The organism is Sphingomonas sp. CV7422 (assembly GCF_027945725.1).
Classification (GTDB): Bacteria; Pseudomonadota; Alphaproteobacteria; order Sphingomonadales; family Sphingomonadaceae; genus Sphingomonas; species Sphingomonas kyungheensis.
Genome location: NZ_CP115900.1, coordinates 1,324,249 through 1,345,516, shown reverse-complemented (window position 1 = coordinate 1,345,516; position 21,268 = coordinate 1,324,249). Strand labels below are relative to the sequence as shown.

Here is a 21,268-nt window from a genome sequence, read left to right as displayed (position 1 = left end):
CCGTCACGCCGGTCCGGCGTGGCGGGGAATTTGTGCCGGAGCAACCGGAACGGCCCGCCGTTCATTGGAAGCGGATGACCGTATCCCGCCTCACCGTCTGGCATGACGGCGCCTGCCCGTTGTGCCGACGCGAGATCGCCCTCATGCGGCGGCTCGATACGCGCGGCGCGATCCGCTTCGTCGACGCGACCGACCCCGACACCGCCTGCCCGATCGATCGCGCCGCCCTGCTCGACCGGTTCCATGCCCGCGAGGATGGCGTGCTGCTGTCGGGCGCCGCCGCCTTTGCGGCGATGTGGCGCGCGATCCCGCTGCTTCGCCCGCTCGGCCTCGTCGCCCGCCATCCGATAGCGCTGCGCTGGCTGGAGCGCGGCTATCGTCGCTTCCTGCGCTATCGCCCCCGCCTGCAACGCTGGCTCGGCTGATCGTCAGCTCGCCAGCGCATAGTCGCGGCAATGGTCGAGATAGCCCGCCTCATGCCGCCCGGCGAGGGCGACGACGCTCTCCCACAGCCAGCCCGGCGCATCGATACGCCCGCGGCGATCCGCGCCGATCACCTCTGCCCAGGCGGCGCGGCCGTCCGCATCGAGCTGGCGGGCATGCGCCTTGCCGACGACGAAGGCGAGATAGCGCGCCGCCTTGACCGCCTCGCCCGCACTGAACTGCTCGACCTCGATCTTGAGGTCCTGCGGCGACAATTCGCGCACGAACAAGGAGCGGTCGAGCAGCCGCGTCGCGACCATCCGGCTGCCGAGGTGCGGCGACAGCGCGCGCGCCGCGGCGACGACGCGCTCCGCCTGATCGGCGGGCATGCGCGCACCGCGTGCGGCGGGCGCGATCGGCGTCGTCGCCTCCTTGAGGTCGATCAGCGCATAATCCGAGCGGCCCTTGGCGTTCTTGAGTCCGGCGAGCGCGGCGAAGCGCAGCAGGCCGAGCGAGCTGCACCCCTTCATCCAATAGGCCGCGTCGACCAGCCGGACGGTGCGGTCGCGGTCCTTGTCATCGAGCGCGAGCACCATCGCCGACACCTCGGGCGCGGCGAGCGTCTCGGCGAGCGCGGCGCGTTCGGCGGGCTCGAGCGGCCAGAACTTGCGGCCGAGCGGGATCGTCGGCTCGGTGGTGCGCAGCCGCTCCTTGGCGAGGTGCCGCCAGCGCCGGCCGAGCGCGCGGCGGCGGACGCTGCGCACCACGTCGGGTTCCGGGCCGCTGTCGCCGCTCGCCGGGTCCTGCATCGCCCGTGCATAGCCCTCGGCCATCTCCTCGATCATATGCGCGGTGGTGACGCCGGGCAGGTCCGAGCCGCGCGCCGCGGTGGCGAGCGACAGGCCCAGCCGGATCAGGTCATGCGCCGGATTGCCGATCACCGCCTGGTCGAGGTCGCGGATCTGGATCGCGATGCGCCCGTCGCCATCGTTGATCGGGCCGAGATTGCCGAGATGGCAATCGCCGCAGATCCAGATCGCCGGCCCCGCCGGCACCCGTCTGGCCGCCGCCGACTCCGCCAGCCAGTCGTAGAATTTCACGGTATTGCCGCGAACATAGGCGTGGGTCGATCGCGCCATCTTGAGCTGGCGCTTGGCGTTCAGAATGCCACCGCGCTCGGCGGGCTGGGGAATGCGCATCGCGGTCCTTTGATCAGCAATAGTCTGTAACGCATGTGTCGCGGCCTTGGGTACAAAGCTACCCGACCGGCCTGACTGCCAAACCTTTTCAGTAGCTTGCTTCCATTTCGCCAAGCCGCGCGTTGGGCGCCGATCGGAAGAGGAGAGTTTGCATGAAACGCTTTGTGATCGCGGCAGCCGCCATGACCCTGTGCGCCGGTGGCGCGATGGCCCAGTCCCATCAGGCAGGATCGCACAATCCGGCGGTCAAGAACGGTGCGCCGCACACCATCGCCGCGCCGGCCAAGGGCGCCAATTCCTTCACCGAAGACCAGGCGCGCGGCCGCTTCGCGAAGGCGGGCTATACCGGTGTCACCAAGCTGACCAAGCGCGACGGCCTGTGGCAGGGCAGCGCGATGAAAGGCGGCAAGCGCGCCACCGTGATGCTCGACTACAAGGGCAACATCACCGCCCGCTGACCGACGCGCTACCCTTCAGGAGAGACACCATGACCCAGACCATCACCCGCCTGTTCGACGATTATGCCGATGCGACCACCGCGGTACGCGAACTCGAATCGCTCGGCGTGTCGCACGACGACATCAGCATCGTCGCGAGCAACGCCGACAAGCGCCACGGCGAGCATGTCGAACAGGATCATGACGGTGTCGACGATCACGGCGACGTCAGCCGCGGCGTGTCGACCGGTGCGGTCGTCGGCGGTGCCGGCGGCCTGCTTGCCGGACTCGGCCTGCTCGCCATTCCGGGTCTCGGCCCGATCGTCGCCGCCGGCTGGCTCGCAGCGACCGCAGCGGGTGCCGGCATCGGTGCGGCCGGCGGCGCGGCGACCGGCGGCATCGTCGGCGCGCTCAAGAATGCGGGCCATGACGATGCCGACGCGCACGTCTATGCCGAAGGCGTCCGCCGCGGCGGCTCGCTGGTCAGCGCGCGGGTCCCGGATGATATGGTGAGCGAGGCCGAGGCGGTGCTCCAGCGCAACCGCTCGGTTGACGCGCAGACCCGCGGCGCTGCCTATCGCGACAGCGGCTGGACCGGCTTCGACGAGGCCGCCCCGGCCTATACCGCCGATCAGGTTGAAAACGAGCGCACCCGCTACACCACTGCGTCGCGACTCTGATCCGGAAAAGCGCCCGCCCGTCGGCGGGCGCTTTTTGCCCCTGTCCTCAGCTTCTTGGTGGCTTGTTAAGCGCAATTGTGGTTGATCGGCCCGCGTCCGCTATAAAGTCACGAACGCGGCTGATGGGGTTTTATGCTGAATTGGGTGGTGTGGACGACGGTTTCGGCGCTCGCCTCTGCGCCCGCCCAGCAGACACCGCCGGCACAAGTCCCGCCCGCCACCGTCCCGACCGACACCGCGCCCGTCCTCGTGCCGGTCGCGCCGCAGGCCGCTCCGCCGACCCCCGATCAGGTTGCACCCGCCGATCAGGCCGCACCCGCCGTTCCGGTGCCCATGGCTGCGCCGGAGACGCCGCCGCCGGCCCTGCCGCAGACGGTGCAGCCGCTGCCTGCCGGACCGATCACCGAACCGGCCGATATCGTCATCACCGGGCGCAGCGATGCGAAGATCGATCCCTTCCGCGCCGTCAACGAACGCTCGTTCGAGGCGACCGAGGCCGTCGACAAGGCGCTGATCGCGCCGGTCGCGCGCGCGTATAAGAAGACCGCGCCCAAGCCGTTCCGCGATGGCGTCCACAACGTCCTCTACAATCTGCGCGAGCCGGTCGTCTTCCTCAACTTCCTGCTCCAGCACAAGATCGGCAAGGCGATCGAGACGGTCGGCCGGTTCGGGATCAATACCACCGTCGGCCTGCTCGGCGCGTTCGACATCGCCAAGCGCAAACCCTTCCGCCTGCCGCGCCGCGGCAATGGCTTCGCCGATACGCTCGGCTTCTACGGCGTGAAGCCGGGGCCGTTCATGTTCCTGCCGCTGGTCGGGCCGACGACGGTGCGCGACCTGTTCGGCGGCGCGGTCGACCGGCTGGTGCTGCCGCTCGCCGCCGGGCGCGTGGTGACGAAGCCCGCCTTCGTCGTCCCCGCGGCGGTGCTCGGCGTGCTCGACCATCGCGCCGAATTCGACGACACGCTGCACGAGCTGCACGACAATGCCGCCGACCCCTATGCCAATACGCGCACCTTCTATCTCCAGCGCCGTCAGGCGGAGATCGATCATCTGCGCGGCCGCGGCACCGGCAGTTCGAGCCCGATGTCCGAAGCCCCCAAGGCGGCGATCGACGACCACGGCCGCGAGGTGAAGACCGCGCCCTGACGCCGCCTAGCGCCGCACCCGCGGCAATTGCCACCACGGCGTCTGCGGGCTGAGGTGATGTTCGTGGTGATAGGCACCGAAGTGGAAGCAGGTGGCGAGCGAGGCGAGCGGCGACAGGCCGTTGCTGCGCGCATTATGGGCATCGGCAAAGGGCGTATCGGCATGGCGGTGCGGCAGATAGGTGCCGAACAGGAAGAGCTGCGCCAGCGCGAGCAGGGCCGGCAGCGCCCAGAAGACCACGATATTGAGCAGCGACGCACCGAGCAGCATGTAGACGATTGCCGCGACGGTGATCCGCAGAATCTGGCCGTGCGTGTAATAGCCGCGGAAGAAATGGACGAACCACGGCAGCGCACGCCGCGGCGCGCCGGCGTGGAAATCGGGATCGTGCTCGGTGCCGGGTGCGGCGTGATGCCGGTGATGCATCGGGTAGAGCGCGCGATACGACAGGCCGGCATAGGCGCCGAGGCAGGCGGTGCCGACCAGTGCATTCCACCGCCGCCGCCCCGGCGCGAAGGATCCGTGCATACAGTCATGCGCGATGATGAACAGGCCGGTGCTCAGCCATGCCTGCACCAGGATGAGCAGCGCCGCGACCGGCAGCGTCGCGGGCTGCCAGCGCCAGAAGAAAATGCCGCCGATATGGATCGCCAGCCAGCCGCCGGCGATCGCCAGCGCCAGCAGCAGGCTGGTCCGCGTCGTCGCGGCGCGGGTCATCGCCCGCTCATCGCGAATGACGTTCGGCGAGCTTGCGCTTGAGCTTCACCGGATCGGGCGCGAGCAGGAAGCCGAAGCTCACCCCGCCCTCCTTGCCCTTGACCGCATGGTGCAGCCGATGGGCCTGCAGCAGGCGCTTCGAATAGCCGCGGCGCGGCACCCAGCGCATGCCGAAACGCTGATGCACCATCATGTCGTGGACGAAGGCGTAGATGCCGCCATAGACGGTGATGCCGAGCGCCGCCCACCACAGGGGCGGCCAGCGCAGCCCGACGACGAACAGCACCAGCACGATGACCGCAAAGGTGATCGCATACAGATCGTTCTTCTCGAACGCGCCCTGATGCGGCTCATGATGCGATTTGTGCCAGCCCCAGCCCCAGCCGTGCATTACATATTTGTGCGTCGCCCAGGCGAAACACTCCATGAACAGCACCATGCCGACGACTATGGCCAGCTTCTCATACCAGGCCATCGCCCACTCCCTGTCGCAGCCGATCATCGCGCGGGCTGCGACGCTCGCTCCTATCTATGCGATATGCGCCGGCAGACAAGGGCGCGCGGTCATCGCGTCGAGAGCGAATAGGGGCGCGCGGCACGGCTCCGGCCCCAGCTGCGGTCGGGCGTCGCCGCCATGCGGAAGCGCAATTCGCCGCCCGCGCGCAGCTCGGCATCGCGCAGAAAGCTGCGGGTCAGCGCCTTGCCATTGAGCGTCACCGCCGCGACATAGCGGTTCGTCGGCGACAGGCCATCGGCGACGACGGTGAAGCTCTTGCCGTCGGGCAGGCGCATCACCGCGCGGTCGACGAACGGGCGACCGATGACATATTCGTTCGATCCCGGTGCGACCGGATAGAAACCGAGCGCGGTAAACACCAGCCATGCCGACATCTGCCCCAGATCGTCGTTGCCGGCGAGCCCGTCCGGCGTCGGCCTGTATTGCGAGGCGACGATCTGCGCGAGCCGCTCCTGCGTCCGCCACGGCGCGCCGGCATAATTGTAGAGATAGGCGACGTGATGGCTCGGTTCGTTGCCATGGATATATTGGCCGATCAGCCCGGCGATATCCTCGGCATGGCTATAGTCGAGCTTGCTCGTGTCATAGTCGAACATCGCATCGAGCTTGGCAATCGCTTTGGCGTCGCCGCCGAGCAGGCGGAACAGGCCGGCCTGATCCTGCGGCATGAACCAGCTATATTGCCAGGCATTGCCCTCGGTATAATCCGATCCGTAGTTGATCGCGGTCGGATCGAACGGCGTGCGGAACGCGCCGCTCGACAGGCGCGCGCGCAGCCAGCCGGTCCTGGCGTCGAAACTGTTGCGCCAGTTGCCGGCGCGCGCGTCGAACCGGTCGGCGATCGCGGTCCGCCCCATCGCCCGCGCCATCCGCGCGATCGTCCAGTCGTCATAGGCATATTCGACCGTCTTCGACGCCGCTTCCGGCTCCTTGTCGATCGGGACATAGCCATGCGCCATATAGTCGCCGAGCCCGCCATAGGGCGCATAGGTCGCGCTCGCGACCATCGCGTCGAGCGCCGCATCGGCATCGAAGCCGCGGATACCCTTCAGATAGGCGTCGGCGATCACCGGCGCGGCATGATAGCCGATCATCGTCCAGGTCTCGCGCCCGGCGAACTGCCACACCGGTAGGATGCCGTCAGGGCTATGCTCGCGGCTGGCGACGAGCGAGCGGACGACATCGACCGTGGTCTGCGCCGGCTGGATCAGCGTCTGCAGCGGATGTTCGGCGCGAAACGTATCCCATAGCGAGAAGGTCGAGCGGAAGGTGAAGCCCTCCGCCTTGTGCACCTGATCGTCCGGCCCGCGATACCGGCCGTCCGCATCGCTCCACACGCTCGGCGCGAGCAGGGCATGGTAGAGCGCGGTATAGACGGTGCGGCGCATCGGCGCGGGCGCGTCGATCGCCACCGCGCCGAGCGCGTCGTTCCACGCCGCGGTCGTGGCGGCGCGGATCGCGTCGAAATCCCCCGGCTCGGCGGCGAGATTGGCGACCGCGGCATCCTCGTCGACACCAGATAAGGCGACCCTGACCTCGAGCGGCGCGGCAAGCGAACCGAAATCGAGCCGCGCCTCGAGCGCCCGCCCCAGCTTTTCCGCGAGTGCCTCGCTGCCCCGCCCCGGCCCCTGGAAGCCCTTGTACGGCACGGCGGTATCACGATCGACGAAGGCATGGTCGGTGAGCGGTGCGGAGAAATGCATCGCGAAGAAGAGCTTGCGCCCCGGCGCCCAGCCGCGCGTCTCGCGAAAGCCGGTGAGGATGCCGTCGCCGCGCAGGTGCAGCCCCGACCACAGGATCTTGCCCGGATAATTGTAGAGCGACGAGCGCAGGTCGATGACGAGATGCGCGGCGCTGCCCGCCGGGAAGCGATAGCGATGCACGCCGATCCGCGTCCCCGCGGTCAGCTCGGCGCGGATACCGCTGTCGGCGAGCGTCACCGCATAATAGCCGGGCCGCGCCGTCTCGCTGGCGTGATCGAAGCGCGACCGATAACCCGATCCCGGCCGCGCCGGATCGCCGGGATCGAGCCGCACCGTCCCCGCCATCGGCATCACCAGCACGTCGCCGAGATCGGAATGGCCGGCACCCGAGAAGTGGGTGTGGCTGAACCCCTGGATCGTCGGGTCCTCATAGCGATAGCCGGCGGCATGGCCGTAGCAGGCGCGGATCTCGCAGCCGGTATCGGTATCGGGCGACAGCTGCACCATGCCGAACGGCGCGGTGGCGCCGGGAAAGGTATGCCCTTCCCCCGCGGTGCCGATCAGCGGATCGACCGCGTCGACCGGTGCGCCGGCGGTCTGCGCGAAAGCGGGCGCGGCGGCGAGCATGGCGATGGATAAAAGGTAACGCATCGCGTGATTTAAGCAGGTGCGGTGGCGCGGCGGAAGCCCTCCGATCGTCAGCGCCTCTGATCGACGCGCCACCGTCCGCCCGACAGCGTGCGGCGGTGGCAGACGATCACCGCGGCGCGGTCGTCTCGCCCGGCTGGACGAGATAGCTTGCCGTCAGATAGCGGACGGCCACCGGCGCCACGTCCGACGTTGCGGCCTTCGGCGGGGTCACGGACAGGATGGTCCTGATATAGGTGCACGCCGCGCGATCCGCCGCGCCGCTGCCGCTCGTCGTAGTGACATCGCAGCGCGCAACACGCCCGCTCGCGTCGAACAGCAATCGCGCCTTGACCGGATCACGATACTCGGGTGGCAGCGTCTTCACCAGCAGCGGCACGGACATCAACGTACTGGGCTGATGGTCTTCGACACCCCAACTCGTTCCGGCCCGGAACTCGGCAGCGATCGGCTGGCCGGTCGCATCGGTTGCCGGAGTGAACCGCGCCCGCTTGACGTAGACGGCGCAGGTCTTCCTATCGAGTGTTGGTGATCCGCTGCTTTCCGTAACGGCGCAGCCAGAAATGCTACCTTGTGCCGTCACCTGCAGGACGATCGAGGTGATGCCATATTCGCGCCGACGCAACGCCTCTTCGGGATAATCCGAATATGTGATGACATCCTCGGCATTGCGCAATTGTGGCGCCACAGCCGCGGTGGCGGGTGAGACGGATTGGGCAACCATCGACCCCGCGGCGAAAAGAAGCTCGATCAACGCGCGCGCACCCCCGTGGGGAACGATGTGCCCCAACACGGAGGTGCATGCAATCCGGGCGGCCCGATGGCGGGTCGCCCACCGATCCAAGGGGACCGGAGCCCTGCCCCGTTACGCCGACTGGGGTATCACGCTGATCAGCTCGTCCTCGCCCGGTTCCTTCGCCGGCTTGAGCGTCAGCGCCTGCTTCGGGTCGATGCGGCGATCGCGGGTGCGCGGCGGCAGCGTCACCGTCTCGCCCGTCTCGAGCGAGCGTTCAACCGCGGCGAGGACGTGCATGTCGAGCAAGCCTTCCTCCCCGTTCGCCTCTGGTTCGCGATCATTGAGGATACAGTCGGAGAAATATTGCGTCTCGTTGCCGAACTGCTCGACCGGATCGAAGCTGTGCGTCTTCTCGCCATCCTCGGTCTTCTCGACATAGCGGATGCCGACCTTGGGACCGAACATGAAGGCGGGCGAGGCGTAGATGCTCGCGCGCGTGCCGACCAGCTCGAAGAATTCGGCGGAGGCGGTGGCGTAGCTGACGGTGAATTGCGCGAGCCGTTCACCGGGGAAGGTCAGCGTCACCGCGACGGTATCGTGGAAGTTGAAGCCGCGGTTGGGCGTCTTGGTGCCGACGGCATGGACCGCGATCGGCTCGAGCGAGAAGAGGTTGCGCGCGGCGTTGAGCGGATAGGTGCCCATGTCGGGCACCGGCCCGCCCCAATAGCCGTTGTGGCCGCGCGAATTGGCCTCGGCGACATTCTGGCAGAAGGCCGAAACGAAGCTGCGCAGCTCGCCGAATTCCTTGCCGCGCGCGCGCGCGACCATCTCGACCGTGCCGGGCTCGTGGTGCAGGCGATAGGCGATCATCAGCTTGGCGCCGCTCTTCTTCTGCGCGGCGAGGATCTGCTCGGCCTCCTCGACGCTCGATGCCATCGGCTTTTCGAGCAGCACGTGGATGCCCGCTTCCAGCGCCGGCACCGCATATTGCATGTGGAGGAAGTTGGGCGTCGCGACATAGACGGCGTCGATCTCGCCCGACCGCAGCAGTTCGTCATATTGCTCGTAGGTATAGGCTTTGAGCTTATACTGTTTGGCGAGCTTGTCGGCCTTGACCGGATCGCCGGTGACCAGCGCGACCATCTCCGAATTGTTGGTGCGCGCGACGCCGGGCATGAATGCCTGCTGCGAGATCTGGCCGCCGGCGACGACGGCGTAGCGCACCTTCTTGGTGAGTCCGAACATAATCGGCCTTTCGTATCGATCAGGGGGGATGCGCGACGAACGAAGCGTCCGCGCGATTGTTGCACCCCCTGTCGTTATCGCGCCGCCGCCGGCTGGACGCCGCTCCTGTCGATCACCGCCTTCGCCGCGGCCGGCCAGGCGTCGCCGGTCACCGCGACATTCGCCTCGGCGCGATTGTCGAGATAGTCGGTCCAGCCGCCCTGCAAACGGCCCGAATTATACCAATTGCCGGTGGCGCGATTGTCCATCGCGGTGCGCCGCGGCGCGATATGGTCCTGCGAATTGAGCGTCAGCCAGACGCCGCCGACGCGATCGATGACGTTGTTGCGGACGGTGACGTAGCGCGAGCCTTCGTCGAGATAGATGGCGATGCCGCCCGATCCGGCGACATCGGCGACGTAATTCTCGGCGATCAGCGCGCCGGGATCGGCGGACAGATGGTAGATCGCGCCGCCGTCGGGAAACCATTGTTTGACGCGGGCGACGCGGTTGCCGACGATCACCGTGTCGCGCAACGTCGTCGGCGTGTCATAGACCCGATTGCCCGGCGCGTCGTAATAGCCGCGCTGGCCGCGCCAGTATTCGGCGCTGCCGCCGGGATCGTTGGTCCCCCAGCCCCAGCCGACGTCGATGCCGTCATAGGGGGCGTCGGACACGTCGTTGTTCATGATGATCGTGCCCGAGGCATAGGTCACCAGGATCGCCGACTGTTCCTTGTAATCGCGCGAGACGTGGCTGATCCGGTTGTTGCGGATGACGATATCGCGCAGCCCCATCTCGGGCCGCTGCGGGTGATGCGCATCGGGCTGCACCCCGCCGACCATGATCGCGCCGCCGGCGAGATCGGTGAAGGCGCTGCGCGTCACCTCGATCGCGCTGGCGCCGAGGCCGATGCCGGCATCGTTGGCGTCGGGATTGTTGCCGATGCCGAGCGCGACCTGGCCGAGCTGCGCGAACCGGTCGTCGTCGAAGACGATGCGCCGCGCCGCCGCGACCTGTACCGCGGCGGGCTGCTGGCGGAAGCGGTTACGCATCGCCTCGAACGGGCGGCAGCCCCAGCTGCAGTCGCGGATCGGATCGGCGGGATAGTCGGGCAGCTCGCCGGACAGATAGGATCCGCTCTGCTGGCTGGCATAGCCCTCGGCACTCGCCGGTTGCAGCCAGCTCGTATCGCTGAATGAAAGGCCGCGGAATTGCAGGTCGGCGACGGGACGGTCGTGGCTCCCGGCGATCGACAGCAGGGATTCGAGCCGCGGCATCACCACCGCGGTGCGCGCCATCGCCTCACCGGCGCGCGGCTTGTAATAGAGGCGACCGGCGGCGGGGTCGGCGTAGAATTGGCCGGGCTCGCGCAGGAAGGCGAGCGCATTGACCAGGAACAGCCGCGCCACCTCGGCCGACACCGGCCGCGCCAGCGTGTCATAGCCGACCAGATTGTTGCGCCAGCCGGGCTGCTGCATGACGATGCGGTCGCCCTCGATCCGCTCGACCATCGCATGGCGATGCGTGAACCAGCTCATCCCCTCGACCGCGATCCGGCGCTGATCGGGCAGTTGCGCGAGCGCCCGCCACGCCGGATCGGTGATCGTCAGCCCGGCCGGCGTGAAGGCGACTGCGGCGCGCGGGATCTCGATCGCGGCGCGGCTGGCGAGCCGGCCCGCGACGCTGAGCTGCAAGGGATCGCTGCCGCGCGGGATCGCCGCGACCCAGATGTCGCGACCGCGGTCGGCGCGCGTCCAGCCGGTGACCGGCACGCCGCCCGACACGGTCGGATAGGCGCCCGCCGCGCCTTCCCAGCGCACGGTATAGCCGTTCTGCCCGCCGTCATCGGCGGTGAAGCGCAACGGCGCGGCGAGCCGGTAGGCACCGGCGGCGATCCGCACGGTGACATCGTGATCGCGGTTGAGCCGCCGCACCGCCGCCTGCGCGCGCAGCAGCGTCGCGAAGGGATGCGCGGCCGAACCGTCGCCGTCGTCGCTGCCGGTGCCGGCGACGTGGAGGACGACCGGCACCGGATCGGGCCGGTTGGGGATGACGATGCGGTGCGGCGCGTCGGAGGGGATTGGGGGCGCCACCCGCGGCAGCACCGGCCCGACAGGCAGCTGCGCGGCGGCGGCGGGTGCGAGCGCGATTCCCACCGCCGCGACCAGTCCGCCACCGCGGCGCCGCATCACTGCGTCTCGGCCGTCACCGCCGCCGCCGCCCGCGCGGCGAGGATATAGGCGGAGGTGGTGCTGACGGTATATTCGTTCTCGAACCACAGGAACGGCCAGTCGGTCTTCGCCTCCGGATAATCGGGTTTGACGATCAGCACGCCCGGCACCATCCCGCCCGGGATGAAGCTGTAATCGGCGCGGTTATGGCCATAGCCGATCAGCTTCGACGCGGTGCCGACGGTCGAGACCAGCGACAGGTTGTTGGCGGGGTGGCGCCCCAGCACATAGTCGATCGCGTTGAGCGTGTAGGCGGTGCCGACGATCTCCGGAAACGCCTTGTGCAGCAGGTACATGGTGGTGCCGAAGCTGACCACCTGGTTCGATCCCGCCCACGATCCGTCGCTGATCGGCACGCCGAACGGATTGGCGGTCATCGGCCCGTCCGCCTTGGCCTTCATGTCCTGCACCAGCGGTACCAGCGCGGCGCGATAGTTTGCGTCCATCAGCGGGATCGCCCGCACCGCCGCACCGGCGAGCCACGGGAAGTTCTGCGCGATCACCGGCTGCAACTGGCGCAGGCGATCGGCATAGACGCGATCGCGCGTGGTGAGCAGCAGCTCGACCGTCGCGACGACATTGGCCGCCTCCGCCGAGCGCGGCGACGAGGAATCGTCGCGGCCGTCGCCGGCCTTGACCACCCCGCCCTGCTGCTTGCTCCACAGCACCTTGGCCGCGGCGAGCGCCTCGCCCGCCATCTTGGGGTCGCTGCCGGCGAGCGCCCGGCTGGCGGCGGCAAGCCCGCCCGCGACGGCGAGGTTGTTGGCGGGCAGATCGGTGGTGAAGGCCCAGCGATCGTCGGGCGTGCCCGAGGCATTGCCCCTGATCTCGTCCTTGCCGAGCTTCGCGTCATAGAGCCGGTTGTCGGTCTGCGACCCGGCATCGCCGAGATGCGCGTACTGGCGCAGCGACGGATCGACGATGCCGACGATGGCGTGTCCGAACACCTTGTATTGCGCGAGCAATTGCAGCGTGCCGTGGCGGATCTGCTGGACCGCATCCTCGATGCCGTCGGGCCGGCGGATCTCGACCTTGCGCGCCGCCTCGTCGATGCTCGTCTCGTCCCAGTCGAGCCCGAACAATTCGCGCGCCCAGACCAGATCGCGCGTCACCGCGGCATTCTCGGGCGTCTGGATGTCGTAATCGCCGGCGTCCTGCCAGCCGCCGACCGCGAGGCCGGGGATATGCTCGCCCGCCTTGAACGGCGAATCGAGGTTCGGCCCCATCTTGTAACCGTCGAAATGGGTGATGTTGGGCGGCGCCTGCCGCGCGTCGTCGAGATGCGAGGGCGACGACCAGACGCGATATTGTTCGCGGATGCCGACGTGATCCATCTGTTCGGCGATGAACGTGTCGAGCGAGGTCTGCCACAGCCGCTGATAGGCGTCGGGCGCGATGCGGAACGGGTTGGTGGTGCGGCCGGCATAGCGTATCGCATAGAGGCCCGGCTCGCGCACCGACGAAAAGTCGAAGGCGGCATAGTCGTAGCGCGTCCAATGGCCGCGCGTCTGGGTGCGCGCGCGCAGCACCGACTGCGTGCCGTCGGCGGTGAGGCGGACCAGCTCCGCCTCGGCCGGCGCCTTGAAGTTCGGGTCGAGCTCGATCAGCGCGACCTTGGCGCGGCCGGGCGTATAGCCCGCCTGGTTGAACGAAACGACCGGATCGCGCGTCCAGTTCTTCACGACATTGGGCCGGACGTGCCAGACCACCGCATCCTTCTGCGCGCCCGGCGCGATCAGCGATCGGACGACGAACCAGCCGTTCTGCGCCCGCGCCCGTGCATCATAGAGGTCGAGCCGGCCGGTGTCGGAGGTGATGCTGACGCGGGTCAGCGGGTCCTCGGGCGACAGCGTGATCGTCTTGGTAGCGCTCCCCAGCGGCAGCGGATCGCCCGATCCGTCCTTGGCCATCGGCCCGGTCGGGTGGCGCGGGAACAGCCCCGGCGCCGTATCGGTCAGATAAGTCTTGCCGAAATAGGCGGAGGGCAGGAAATCGAGGTTGAAGCCCGCCTTGCCGGCCAGCGCCGCAGGCAGCGGCTGATCGAGGTCGACGGCGATGCGGAAGCCGCCCGGCTCGGCGGTGACCTTGACGCTATAGGCGAGCTGCTGCTGCTTGAACGCCGAGCGGACGACGACCTGATTGGGTTCGTTGCCGAGGCTGCGGCTGACGAATTCGGGCACCGGCGCCCATTGTTCGGGCGTGCGGTCGAGCCGCACCGCGCCGTCGGTGGCGATCCGCTCGCCGTGCAGCACCATCTGGATGCCGGCATTCTTCTCGTCGAAGAAGATCGGGCTGAAGTGATTCTGGTCGACGATGACGGTGAGGCCCTGCGTCTCGAGCGTCTCCGCCGGCGTGACGGTCAGCGTCTGGGCATGGCCGATGCCGACGAGCATCGCGGCGCTCGCCACGCCAAGCAACAGGGTCCGGTTCCATCGGGTCACAGGCATCGTCTCCACTGGGTGCCGGTCTGCCGCCGGCGGTGCGAGCCGGGGAGTATCCCCAAGCCCTTGTTTTCCCGAAGCTTATCGATAGCGCTACCATCCGACAACCGGTGATTGCGCCCTCGCCCCGATGCCGGGCGACAAAAAAGGGCGGCCGCCGCAGCGACCGCCCCCTTTGCGTGGCAGGTTAATGATCTCGCTCAATAGGCGATGCGCACACCCGCATAGTAACGGCGGCCGAGCGGGTCGTAGGTGCCCGCATCGGTATCCTGTCCCGCCGAGCTGCCGATGTCGGCGAGGTACGGCGGCTTGTTGTCGAGCAGATTGTCGCCGCCGACGAAGAACTCGAACTTGTCGTTGGTGCGGAAGCGCAGCTGCGAATCGAGGTAGAATTGCGGGCGGACGCGGACCGCCGGGTCGGACCCCGGCCGCTCGCCCGTCAACTGATCGTCGACGCTCGACTGGCTGAGCCAGGTCCCGGTCACCGTCAGGCCGACGCCCTTCAAATCCCAAGAGCCGTTGACGGTGAATTTGTCACGCGGCGCACCGATTTCCCCGGCGAAATAATCCCGATCGGCGCCGGGCAGCGGCACGATGTAGCCCGAAATCAGATGCGTGTACGAACCACGCAGGCCGAGCGTCCCGTCCAGGCCCCAATCCGACAGGTTCTGGCGCCACGTGACCGTGGTATCGATCCCGGACGTCTTCACGCCGCCGCTGTTAAGATAGGAGGTCGTCAGCTGCTGGATAGAACCGGCACTGTTGGCACCGTTGATCGCCGGGCGACGGGTGATCCGGTCACAATAGTCGGTGGCGCCGCCGTCGTAGCATTGATTGACGATGTACTGGAGCGGGGTCTGCACGATCGCATCACGGATGCGGACGTTGAAGTAATCCACCGTGATGACGAAGTTGCGCAGTGCACGTACCGAGCGCGGATTGATGACCACGCCCGCCGTGAAGCTGTCGCCTTTTTCTTCCTGCAGCTGCGGATTGCCGCTCTCGAAGCTGGTAACCCCCTGGATATCGCTTTGATTGATGGTGAAGGCTCCACCATTCGCGGCAATGTTGGCGAGCACACCCGGTGCCGCGCGGCAGTTGGCGGAGACCGACGTGGTCGAGGTAAGCGTGACGCCAACGCACGGATCGACGATCTGCGGGAAGTTCTGCTGCGGCGCAGAAAACAGCTCGTTGATGTTCGGCGCCCGCACGGATCGTGCCTTGATGACGCGGAAGCGAATGTCCTCCACCGGCGCCCATTCACCACCGTAATTGTAGCTCACGGTCGTGCCGACCGTCGAATAGTCCGACACGCGAACTGCGCCGCGCACGCTGAGCGAGTGGAAGAACGGCTTGTCCTGGATCAGCGGCACGATCGCTTCGCCGAAGCCCTCCCAGACGTGGAAACGACCGGAGGTGGCGGGCAGCGCGTTATTGCCGTTGAGGCCTTGTTGGGTGAGCAGATCGAAGGTGTTGCTGCTCGTCTCACGACGATATTCGGTGCCGACGTTGACGCCGATCGGATCGGCGCCGAACAGCGAGAACAGCTTGCCGGTAACGTTGCCCCCGAAGACCGTCTGCGTCACCTTCGCATCGAGCGTCGTGTCGACCGCGAGATAGCTCGCGGCTGGCGCCAGCGTGCCCGCACCGCCATAAACGTTCGCAGGGATACAACCTGCCGCGCGCGCCGCCGGGTCGGCGCAGACGACCTGACCGGTGGTGGGATCGCGATAGGCGTTGAGCGCCTGGATGAAGTTCAGCGTGTTGAACTGGCCCGTGCCGTCCTGATGCTCCTTCGACTGGCCGTAGATGCCATACAGTTCGTAGCTCCAGCGATCGCCGGCAAAGCTGCCGTTGACGCCGCCGGCGATGCGGAACAGGTCGCGATCTGCGGCGAATGTACGCTGGCCGAAATCCGACAGGCGGCGAGTGAACGAAACGTCACGGAGGCCGTCACCGACGCCAGTATTACCGATTGGGGAATCAATCGCAGCGTTGTAGATCGCATCCGGGACAAACGGATTGCGATAAGTCACGCCGCCGACAATCGTCTCGATGGGGATCTGCGCGTTGCGACGCGGATCACCGAAGGTCGAGTCGAGCGGAAAGGCTTCGATCACCGACTGCACCTTGGTCTTGGCATAATTGCCCTCGACCCACAGATTGGCCGCCGGCGAGACGTCGAAATTCGCTCGTCCTGCGGCGACGTAGCGCTCGACGGGCACGGCAAGGTAGCGATAGTCGGAGCGGTTGAACCCGTCCGGGCCCGCTGCTGTACCATTTGCGTTGACACAGCCGCCGGTTCCGTTTGCGCTAAAGCAATTCCGCAGCGCGCCGTCTTGGCCATACGTAAAGTTCTGATTGCCGGCGGTGATTCGACCCTGAGGTGCATAGCCCGACAGATACGGGCGCGTCGGCACGAAGAGATCTGCGAGGTCACCGGTCAGATTGGCGGTGCTGGTCGAATCGACCGCGCTGGACCCCGCCTCGGTCGACCGGTCGCGCTTCAGCACCGTGCCCTGCTTCGAATAGCTGCCGAACAGCATGATGTTGCCGCGGCCGTCGGCGAAATTCTTGCCGCCGAGCAGGCTGATCTGACGGTCGAAGCCATCACCGCGCTGCGAGATGCCGACCTGACCATCCGCCTGGAGGCCTTCGTAATTCTTTTTGTAGATGATGTTGACCACGCCCGCGACCGCGTCCGAGCCGTAGACCGCGGAGGCGCCGCCGGTGAGCACGTCGACGCGGTCGATGAACTGCGTCGGGATGACGTTGAGGTCGACCGCCTGGCTGCCCGGCTGGCCCGAGACGAAGCGGCGGCCGTTGACCAGCACCAGCGTGCGATCCTCGCCGAGGTTGCGCAAATTGACCGTCGCGGCGCCGGCGCCCTGCGTCGCGAACGACGAATTGGTGCGGCTGATGCCGGGCGTGCCGAACGCCGGATTCTGCAACAGCACTTCCTGGACGTTGATCGCGCCCTGCTGCTGGATCTGCTCGGCGCCGATCACCTGCAACGGCGAGGCGCTGGCGGCGGCGGGCGAGGCGATGCGCGAGCCGGTGACGACGATGTCGCCGCCCGGCGCCGGCGCGCCCGGCGCGGTCGCATCGTCGCCGGCGGGGGTGACGCCGGTCGCGGCGGGGCTCGCCGCCTGATCGTTGGTGGTGTCGGCGGGGGTGCCCTGCGTCGGCAGCGCGCTATCCTGCGCCTGGGCCGGCACGGCGAATACGGCGCCGACGAGCAAAGTGGTGGCAAGGAGGCGGTGACGATACGCTGCTAACATGAGATACCCTGTGCACTGGAAGGACAACGAGTCTGTCCTGCTGCCGCGCAGCTAACCGGCCAGGGCGCCTGATGTAATCGTAAATGTCAGCGCGTTTCAAAATGTTGCGGTATGTTGCAAAGAAGTGACATTGACATTGTCCTATGCAGGCGACTCACGTCCCGCGCCGGCCGCATGCCATTCCCGCCGTAGCGTCGCGACCAGGTCGGCGGCCGGCATCGCCCGCGCGAGCGGCGCACCCTGCCCCGCCCAATGCGCGCCATAACCATGCTCGCCGCGGGCCCGGGCGACTGCGTGGAGCGCCTTCCCGGCGGCATAAGCGATCGGATAGTCGGGCGGCGCGACGTCCGGCTCGAACGCGGTGAACCGATTGGCCAGCGCGCGTGCCGGCCGGCCCGAGATGTGCGTCGTCAGCCGCGTATGCCACGCCCCCTCGCCCGCCAGTGCGGCGCGATAGCCCTCGTCCGCCGCCGATTCCGGACAGGCGACGAAGGCGGTGCCGAGCTGTGCCGCCACCGCGCCGAGCGCACAGGCGGCGGCGATGCCCGCGCCGTCCATCAGACCGCCGGCGGCGATCACCGGCAGCCCGCCGTCGCGGACCAGCAACCGGGTCAGCGCGACGGTGCCGAGCGCATCGTCCGGCGCGGCGGGATCGAAGCTGCCGCGATGGCCGCCCGCCTCGATCCCCTGCGCGACGACGGCGTCGATTCCCGCCGCCTCGATCGCGCGCGCTTCGGCAAGGCTGGTCGCGGTGGCGAGCAGCACGCTGCCCGCCGCGCGCAACGCCGCGATCGCCGCCGCGGGCGGCAGGCCGAAATGGAAGCTGACCACCGGCGGCGCGGTCTCGACCAGCATCGCGAGCATCTCCGCATCATCGGCGAAGCTGCGATATGGTGCGTGCAAGCGCACGGGCGGCTCGGCGTCATATGCGGCGAAGACCGGCGCCAGCGCGGCGAGCCACGCCGCCTCGCGGGCCGCAGCCGCGTCGGGCGTGCGGTGGACGAACAGATTGACGGTGAACGGCCGATCGGTCGCGGCGCGTATCGCGTCGATCATCGCGCGGGCCCCGGCGGCATCGGTCGCGCCGACGCCGATCGATCCCAGCGCACCCGCCTCGCTTACCGCGGCGGCGAGCGCGGGCGTCGCCACCCCCGCCATCGGTGCCTGGATCAGCGGCACCGAGCAGCCGAACCGATCGAACCACGTCATCGCTCGTCCTCCCGCACTTGCCGGTCGCGGTTATCATCGCGGGTGCGCTAGCGCCATGCATCGACGCGGGTGCGGTGCCAACCGTCTGCCACCATGGGAATCTCAACGACGTGTGCGCGCCCCTCGACCAATCGTCACCCCGGGCGTGTTCCGGGGTCCACTGCGCCGCGCAATCAACGGCTTGTGCTTTTGCCGAACCGTGGATGCGGGAACGGCTCCGGCATGACGAGGGAGCGCCGCCGTGGCCACGTACCAATCTGCAACGGGCACCCCGCTGACCCACGGCCGCCACCGCCAGGATGCGGACGATTGTCTTACAGCATGCCATCGCCGGGGGAAGCACCGCTCGGGTCTGAAGGCCTGCTCCGATCGCGCGCGATCAATCCGATCGCGCTGCTGGCGAGCCGCCGCCAAAAGGCGTATGACGCTGCCATGCTTCAACCCAGCGCCGCCTTCCTCTCGCCTGTCCGGCCGCGCAGCGTCGCGCGCTGGCTGATCGTCGTCGCCGCGCTGATCGTCGCCATGGTCGTCGTCGGCGGCATCACCCGCCTGACCGAATCCGGCCTGTCGATCACCCAGTGGAAGCCGATCAGCGGCATCATCCCGCCGCTGACGCAGGCGCAATGGCAGGCCGAGTTCGACGGCTACAAGCGCATTCCCGAATATGCCGCCTTCAACCAGGGGATGACGCTCGACGGGTTCAAGCGCATCTTCTTCTGGGAATATACGCATCGCCTGCTCGGCCGGGTGATTGGTGCCGCCTTCGGCCTGCCGTTGCTGTGGTTCGCGATCCGACGGCGCATCCCCGCCGGTTACGGCTGGCGGCTGGTCGCGCTGCTCGCGCTCGGCGGCTTGCAGGGGGCGATCGGCTGGTGGATGGTCGCCTCGGGCCTGTCGGTGCGGACCGACGTCAGCCACGTCCGCCTCGCGGTGCACCTGCTCACCGCGCTCACCATCCTCGCCGGGATCGTGTGGACCGCGCTCGACCTCATCGCGCTGCACCACAACCCGCTCGCCCGACCGGCCCGGCTGACGCGGATCGCGGCGGTCGCGCTTGCGCTGCTCGTCGTCCAGCTGATCTACGGCGCCTTCACCGCCGGGCTCGACGCCGGCTATGCCTTCGCAAGCTGGCCGCTGATGGGCGACGCGCTGTTCCCGGCCGGCGTGCCGATGGTCGATCCCGGCTGGCGCAACGCGGTCGACAATCCGGTCGTCGTCCAGTTCATCCATCGCTGGTGGGCGTTCGCTGCCGCCGCCGGGCTGGTCTGGCTCGCGGTGCGCGCGATCCGGATGGGCGCGGGTGCGGGACGCTGGGTGATCGGCCTCGTCGCGTTGCAGATCGGGCTCGGCATCGCGACCCTGCTCAGCGGCGTGCAGATCGACCTCGCCGTCGCGCATCAGGCCAATGCCGCACTGCTGCTGATCGCCACCGTCTGCGCCGCCCACGCGGTCGGCCGCCGCCCCGCCTGACCCTCAGGTATCATTTTACCCGTCAGCAAAGCCGCGCTTTGCTTGACTTTTGGGGGTCGTTCCAGCAGTAGCGCGACCAATCACGCCGCCCGGCGACGGGCGGCGTGCCTCGTTTCAAACCGAAAGGTCCAACGCCATGAAGGCGCTCATGAAGACCACCAAGTCGGCCAAGCCGCACGAGGTGGAGAAGAAGTGGCATATCGTCGATGCCGACGGCCTGGTGGTCGGTCGCGCGGCGACGATCATCGCCAACGTCCTGCGCGGCAAGCACAAGACGTCGTTCACCCCGCACGTCGACTGCGGTGACAATGTCATCGTCATCAACGCCGACAAGATCCGCTTCACCGGCAACAAGGCCGCGAAGAAGGTCTATTACAAGCACACCGGCTATGCCGGCGGCATCAAGGGCGTCACCGCCGCCAAGGTCCTCGACGGCCGCTTCCCGGAGCGCGTGCTCGAAAAGGCCGTCGAGCGCATGATCCCGCGCGGCCCGCTCGGCCGTGAGCAGATGCGCAACCTGCGCATCTTCAAGGGCAGCGAGCATCCGCACGAAGCTCAGAACCCGGACGTTCTCGATATCGCGGGCATGAACCGCAAGAACAAGGTGGGCGCGTAATGACCGACAATCGCCAGTCGCTTTCCGACCTCGCGTCGCTGACCCAGGCCGCTCCGGCGACCACCGGTGCGCCCGCCGCCGCTGCTGAGGGCGACGCCCCCGCCGCGCCGACGCAGGTGCTGCCCGTCACGCCGCTGCGTGAGCAGATGCTCGACAAATACGGCCGCGCCTATGCGACCGGCCGCCGCAAGGACGCCGTCGCACGTGTCTGGCTCAAGCCGGGTTCGGGCAAGATCACGATCAACGGTCGCGATCAGGAGGTCTATTTCGCACGGCCGACGCTGCGCCTCGTCATCAACCAGGTGTTCGGCATCACCGAGCGCGAGGGCCAGTATGACGTGGTCTGCACCGTCAAGGGCGGCGGCCTGTCGGGCCAGGCCGGCGCGGTCAAGCACGGCATCAGCCAGGCGCTGACCCGCTTCGAACCGGTGCTGCGTGCGCCGGTCAAGGCGGCAGGCTTCCTGACCCGCGACAGCCGCACCGTCGAGCGCAAGAAGTACGGCCGCGCCAAGGCGCGTCGCAGCTTCCAGTTCTCGAAGCGCTAAGCGATCCGGCCCTTTGGGGTTCGAAGGGGGCGGTCCGGC

The 21,268-nt window shown here is 68.0% G+C and carries 17 protein-coding genes; 7 read left to right on the top strand and 10 right to left on the bottom strand.

The genetic code is table 11. The features are described from left to right. The first annotated feature begins 74 nt into the window (after positions 1-74). Entirely contained in the window at positions 75-425 is a 351-nt protein-coding gene (locus PBN85_RS06570; protein WP_271300509.1) for a thiol-disulfide oxidoreductase DCC family protein, read from the top strand. A gap of 3 nt (positions 426-428) precedes the next feature. Here PBN85_RS06570 and PBN85_RS06565 read toward each other — a convergent pair whose 3' ends face one another. Continuing rightward, positions 429-1,622 carry a DUF2252 family protein gene (locus PBN85_RS06565; RefSeq protein WP_271300508.1) on the bottom strand — a complete coding sequence of 398 codons (1,194 nt, stop codon included), beginning with the start codon at positions 1,620-1,622 and terminating at the stop codon, positions 429-431. A gap of 152 nt (positions 1,623-1,774) precedes the next feature. Here PBN85_RS06565 and PBN85_RS06560 point away from each other — a divergent pair, with 152 nt between their 5' ends. The 3 genes from PBN85_RS06560 to PBN85_RS06550 all read left to right on the top strand — a co-directional run bounded on the left by PBN85_RS06560 (position 1,775) and on the right by PBN85_RS06550 (position 3,888). Then, positions 1,775-2,080 (top strand): hypothetical protein, encoded by a 306-nt coding sequence (locus PBN85_RS06560; RefSeq protein ID WP_037530491.1) that lies wholly within the window; start codon positions 1,775-1,777, stop codon positions 2,078-2,080. 29 nt (positions 2,081-2,109) lie between these two features. After that, entirely contained in the window at positions 2,110-2,739 is a 630-nt protein-coding gene (locus tag PBN85_RS06555) for a hypothetical protein (protein ID WP_037530488.1), read from the top strand. A gap of 132 nt (positions 2,740-2,871) precedes the next feature. After that, the gene (locus tag PBN85_RS06550; protein ID WP_271300507.1) at positions 2,872-3,888 is read left to right on the top strand and encodes an MlaA family lipoprotein; all 1,017 of its coding nucleotides are present in this window, start codon (positions 2,872-2,874) and stop codon (positions 3,886-3,888) included. A 6-nt stretch (positions 3,889-3,894) separates the two neighbouring features. Here PBN85_RS06550 and PBN85_RS06545 read toward each other — a convergent pair whose 3' ends face one another. The 9 genes from PBN85_RS06545 to PBN85_RS06505 form a co-directional block, all read right to left on the bottom strand. Beyond that, a complete protein-coding gene (locus PBN85_RS06545) occupies positions 3,895-4,605 on the bottom strand; it encodes a fatty acid desaturase (protein ID WP_037530486.1) in 711 nt (236 codons plus the stop codon). A gap of 7 nt (positions 4,606-4,612) precedes the next feature. Further along, positions 4,613-5,080: a sterol desaturase family protein gene (locus PBN85_RS06540; protein ID WP_037530485.1), complete on the bottom strand. Its 468-nt coding sequence runs from the start codon at positions 5,078-5,080 to the stop codon at positions 4,613-4,615. Between the two features lie 89 nt (positions 5,081-5,169). Further along, positions 5,170-7,476 (bottom strand): GH92 family glycosyl hydrolase, encoded by a 2,307-nt coding sequence (locus tag PBN85_RS06535; protein WP_271300506.1) that lies wholly within the window; start codon positions 7,474-7,476, stop codon positions 5,170-5,172. A gap of 106 nt (positions 7,477-7,582) precedes the next feature. Further along, a complete protein-coding gene (locus PBN85_RS06530) occupies positions 7,583-8,227 on the bottom strand; it encodes an energy transducer TonB (protein WP_271300505.1) in 645 nt (214 codons plus the stop codon). 111 nt (positions 8,228-8,338) lie between these two features. Further along, positions 8,339-9,454: a Gfo/Idh/MocA family protein gene (locus PBN85_RS06525; RefSeq protein ID WP_271300504.1), complete on the bottom strand. Its 1,116-nt coding sequence runs from the start codon at positions 9,452-9,454 to the stop codon at positions 8,339-8,341. A 74-nt stretch (positions 9,455-9,528) separates the two neighbouring features. Next, positions 9,529-11,625, bottom strand: a complete 2,097-nt coding sequence (locus tag PBN85_RS06520; protein ID WP_271300503.1) for a right-handed parallel beta-helix repeat-containing protein — start codon at positions 11,623-11,625, stop codon at positions 9,529-9,531. Further along, positions 11,625-14,114, bottom strand: a complete 2,490-nt coding sequence (locus tag PBN85_RS06515; RefSeq protein WP_271300502.1) for a glycoside hydrolase family 9 protein — start codon at positions 14,112-14,114, stop codon at positions 11,625-11,627. Before PBN85_RS06515 ends, PBN85_RS06520 begins: the two co-directional genes overlap by 1 nt. Before the next feature lie 194 nt (positions 14,115-14,308). Further along, positions 14,309-17,416 carry a TonB-dependent receptor domain-containing protein gene (locus tag PBN85_RS06510; RefSeq protein ID WP_271300501.1) on the bottom strand — a complete coding sequence of 1,036 codons (3,108 nt, stop codon included), beginning with the start codon at positions 17,414-17,416 and terminating at the stop codon, positions 14,309-14,311. 114 nt (positions 17,417-17,530) lie between these two features. Next, complete coding sequence (locus tag PBN85_RS06505; RefSeq protein WP_271300500.1) at positions 17,531-18,598, bottom strand: NAD(P)H-dependent flavin oxidoreductase; 1,068 nt, start codon at positions 18,596-18,598, stop codon at positions 17,531-17,533. A 432-nt stretch (positions 18,599-19,030) separates the two neighbouring features. Here PBN85_RS06505 and PBN85_RS06500 point away from each other — a divergent pair, with 432 nt between their 5' ends. The 3 genes from PBN85_RS06500 (at position 19,031) to rpsI (ending at position 21,229) form a co-directional block, all read left to right on the top strand. Next, a complete protein-coding gene (locus PBN85_RS06500; protein WP_271300499.1) occupies positions 19,031-20,068 on the top strand; it encodes a COX15/CtaA family protein in 1,038 nt (345 codons plus the stop codon). 136 nt (positions 20,069-20,204) lie between these two features. Continuing rightward, on the top strand, positions 20,205-20,684 hold the full coding sequence (gene rplM / locus PBN85_RS06495; protein ID WP_037530473.1) for a 50S ribosomal protein L13: 480 nt from the start codon (positions 20,205-20,207) through the stop codon (positions 20,682-20,684). Then, the gene (rpsI, locus tag PBN85_RS06490; RefSeq protein WP_037530471.1) at positions 20,684-21,229 is read left to right on the top strand and encodes a 30S ribosomal protein S9; all 546 of its coding nucleotides are present in this window, start codon (positions 20,684-20,686) and stop codon (positions 21,227-21,229) included. The genes rplM and rpsI overlap by 1 nt, the downstream gene beginning before the upstream one ends. The last annotated feature ends 39 nt before the right edge of the window (positions 21,230-21,268 follow it).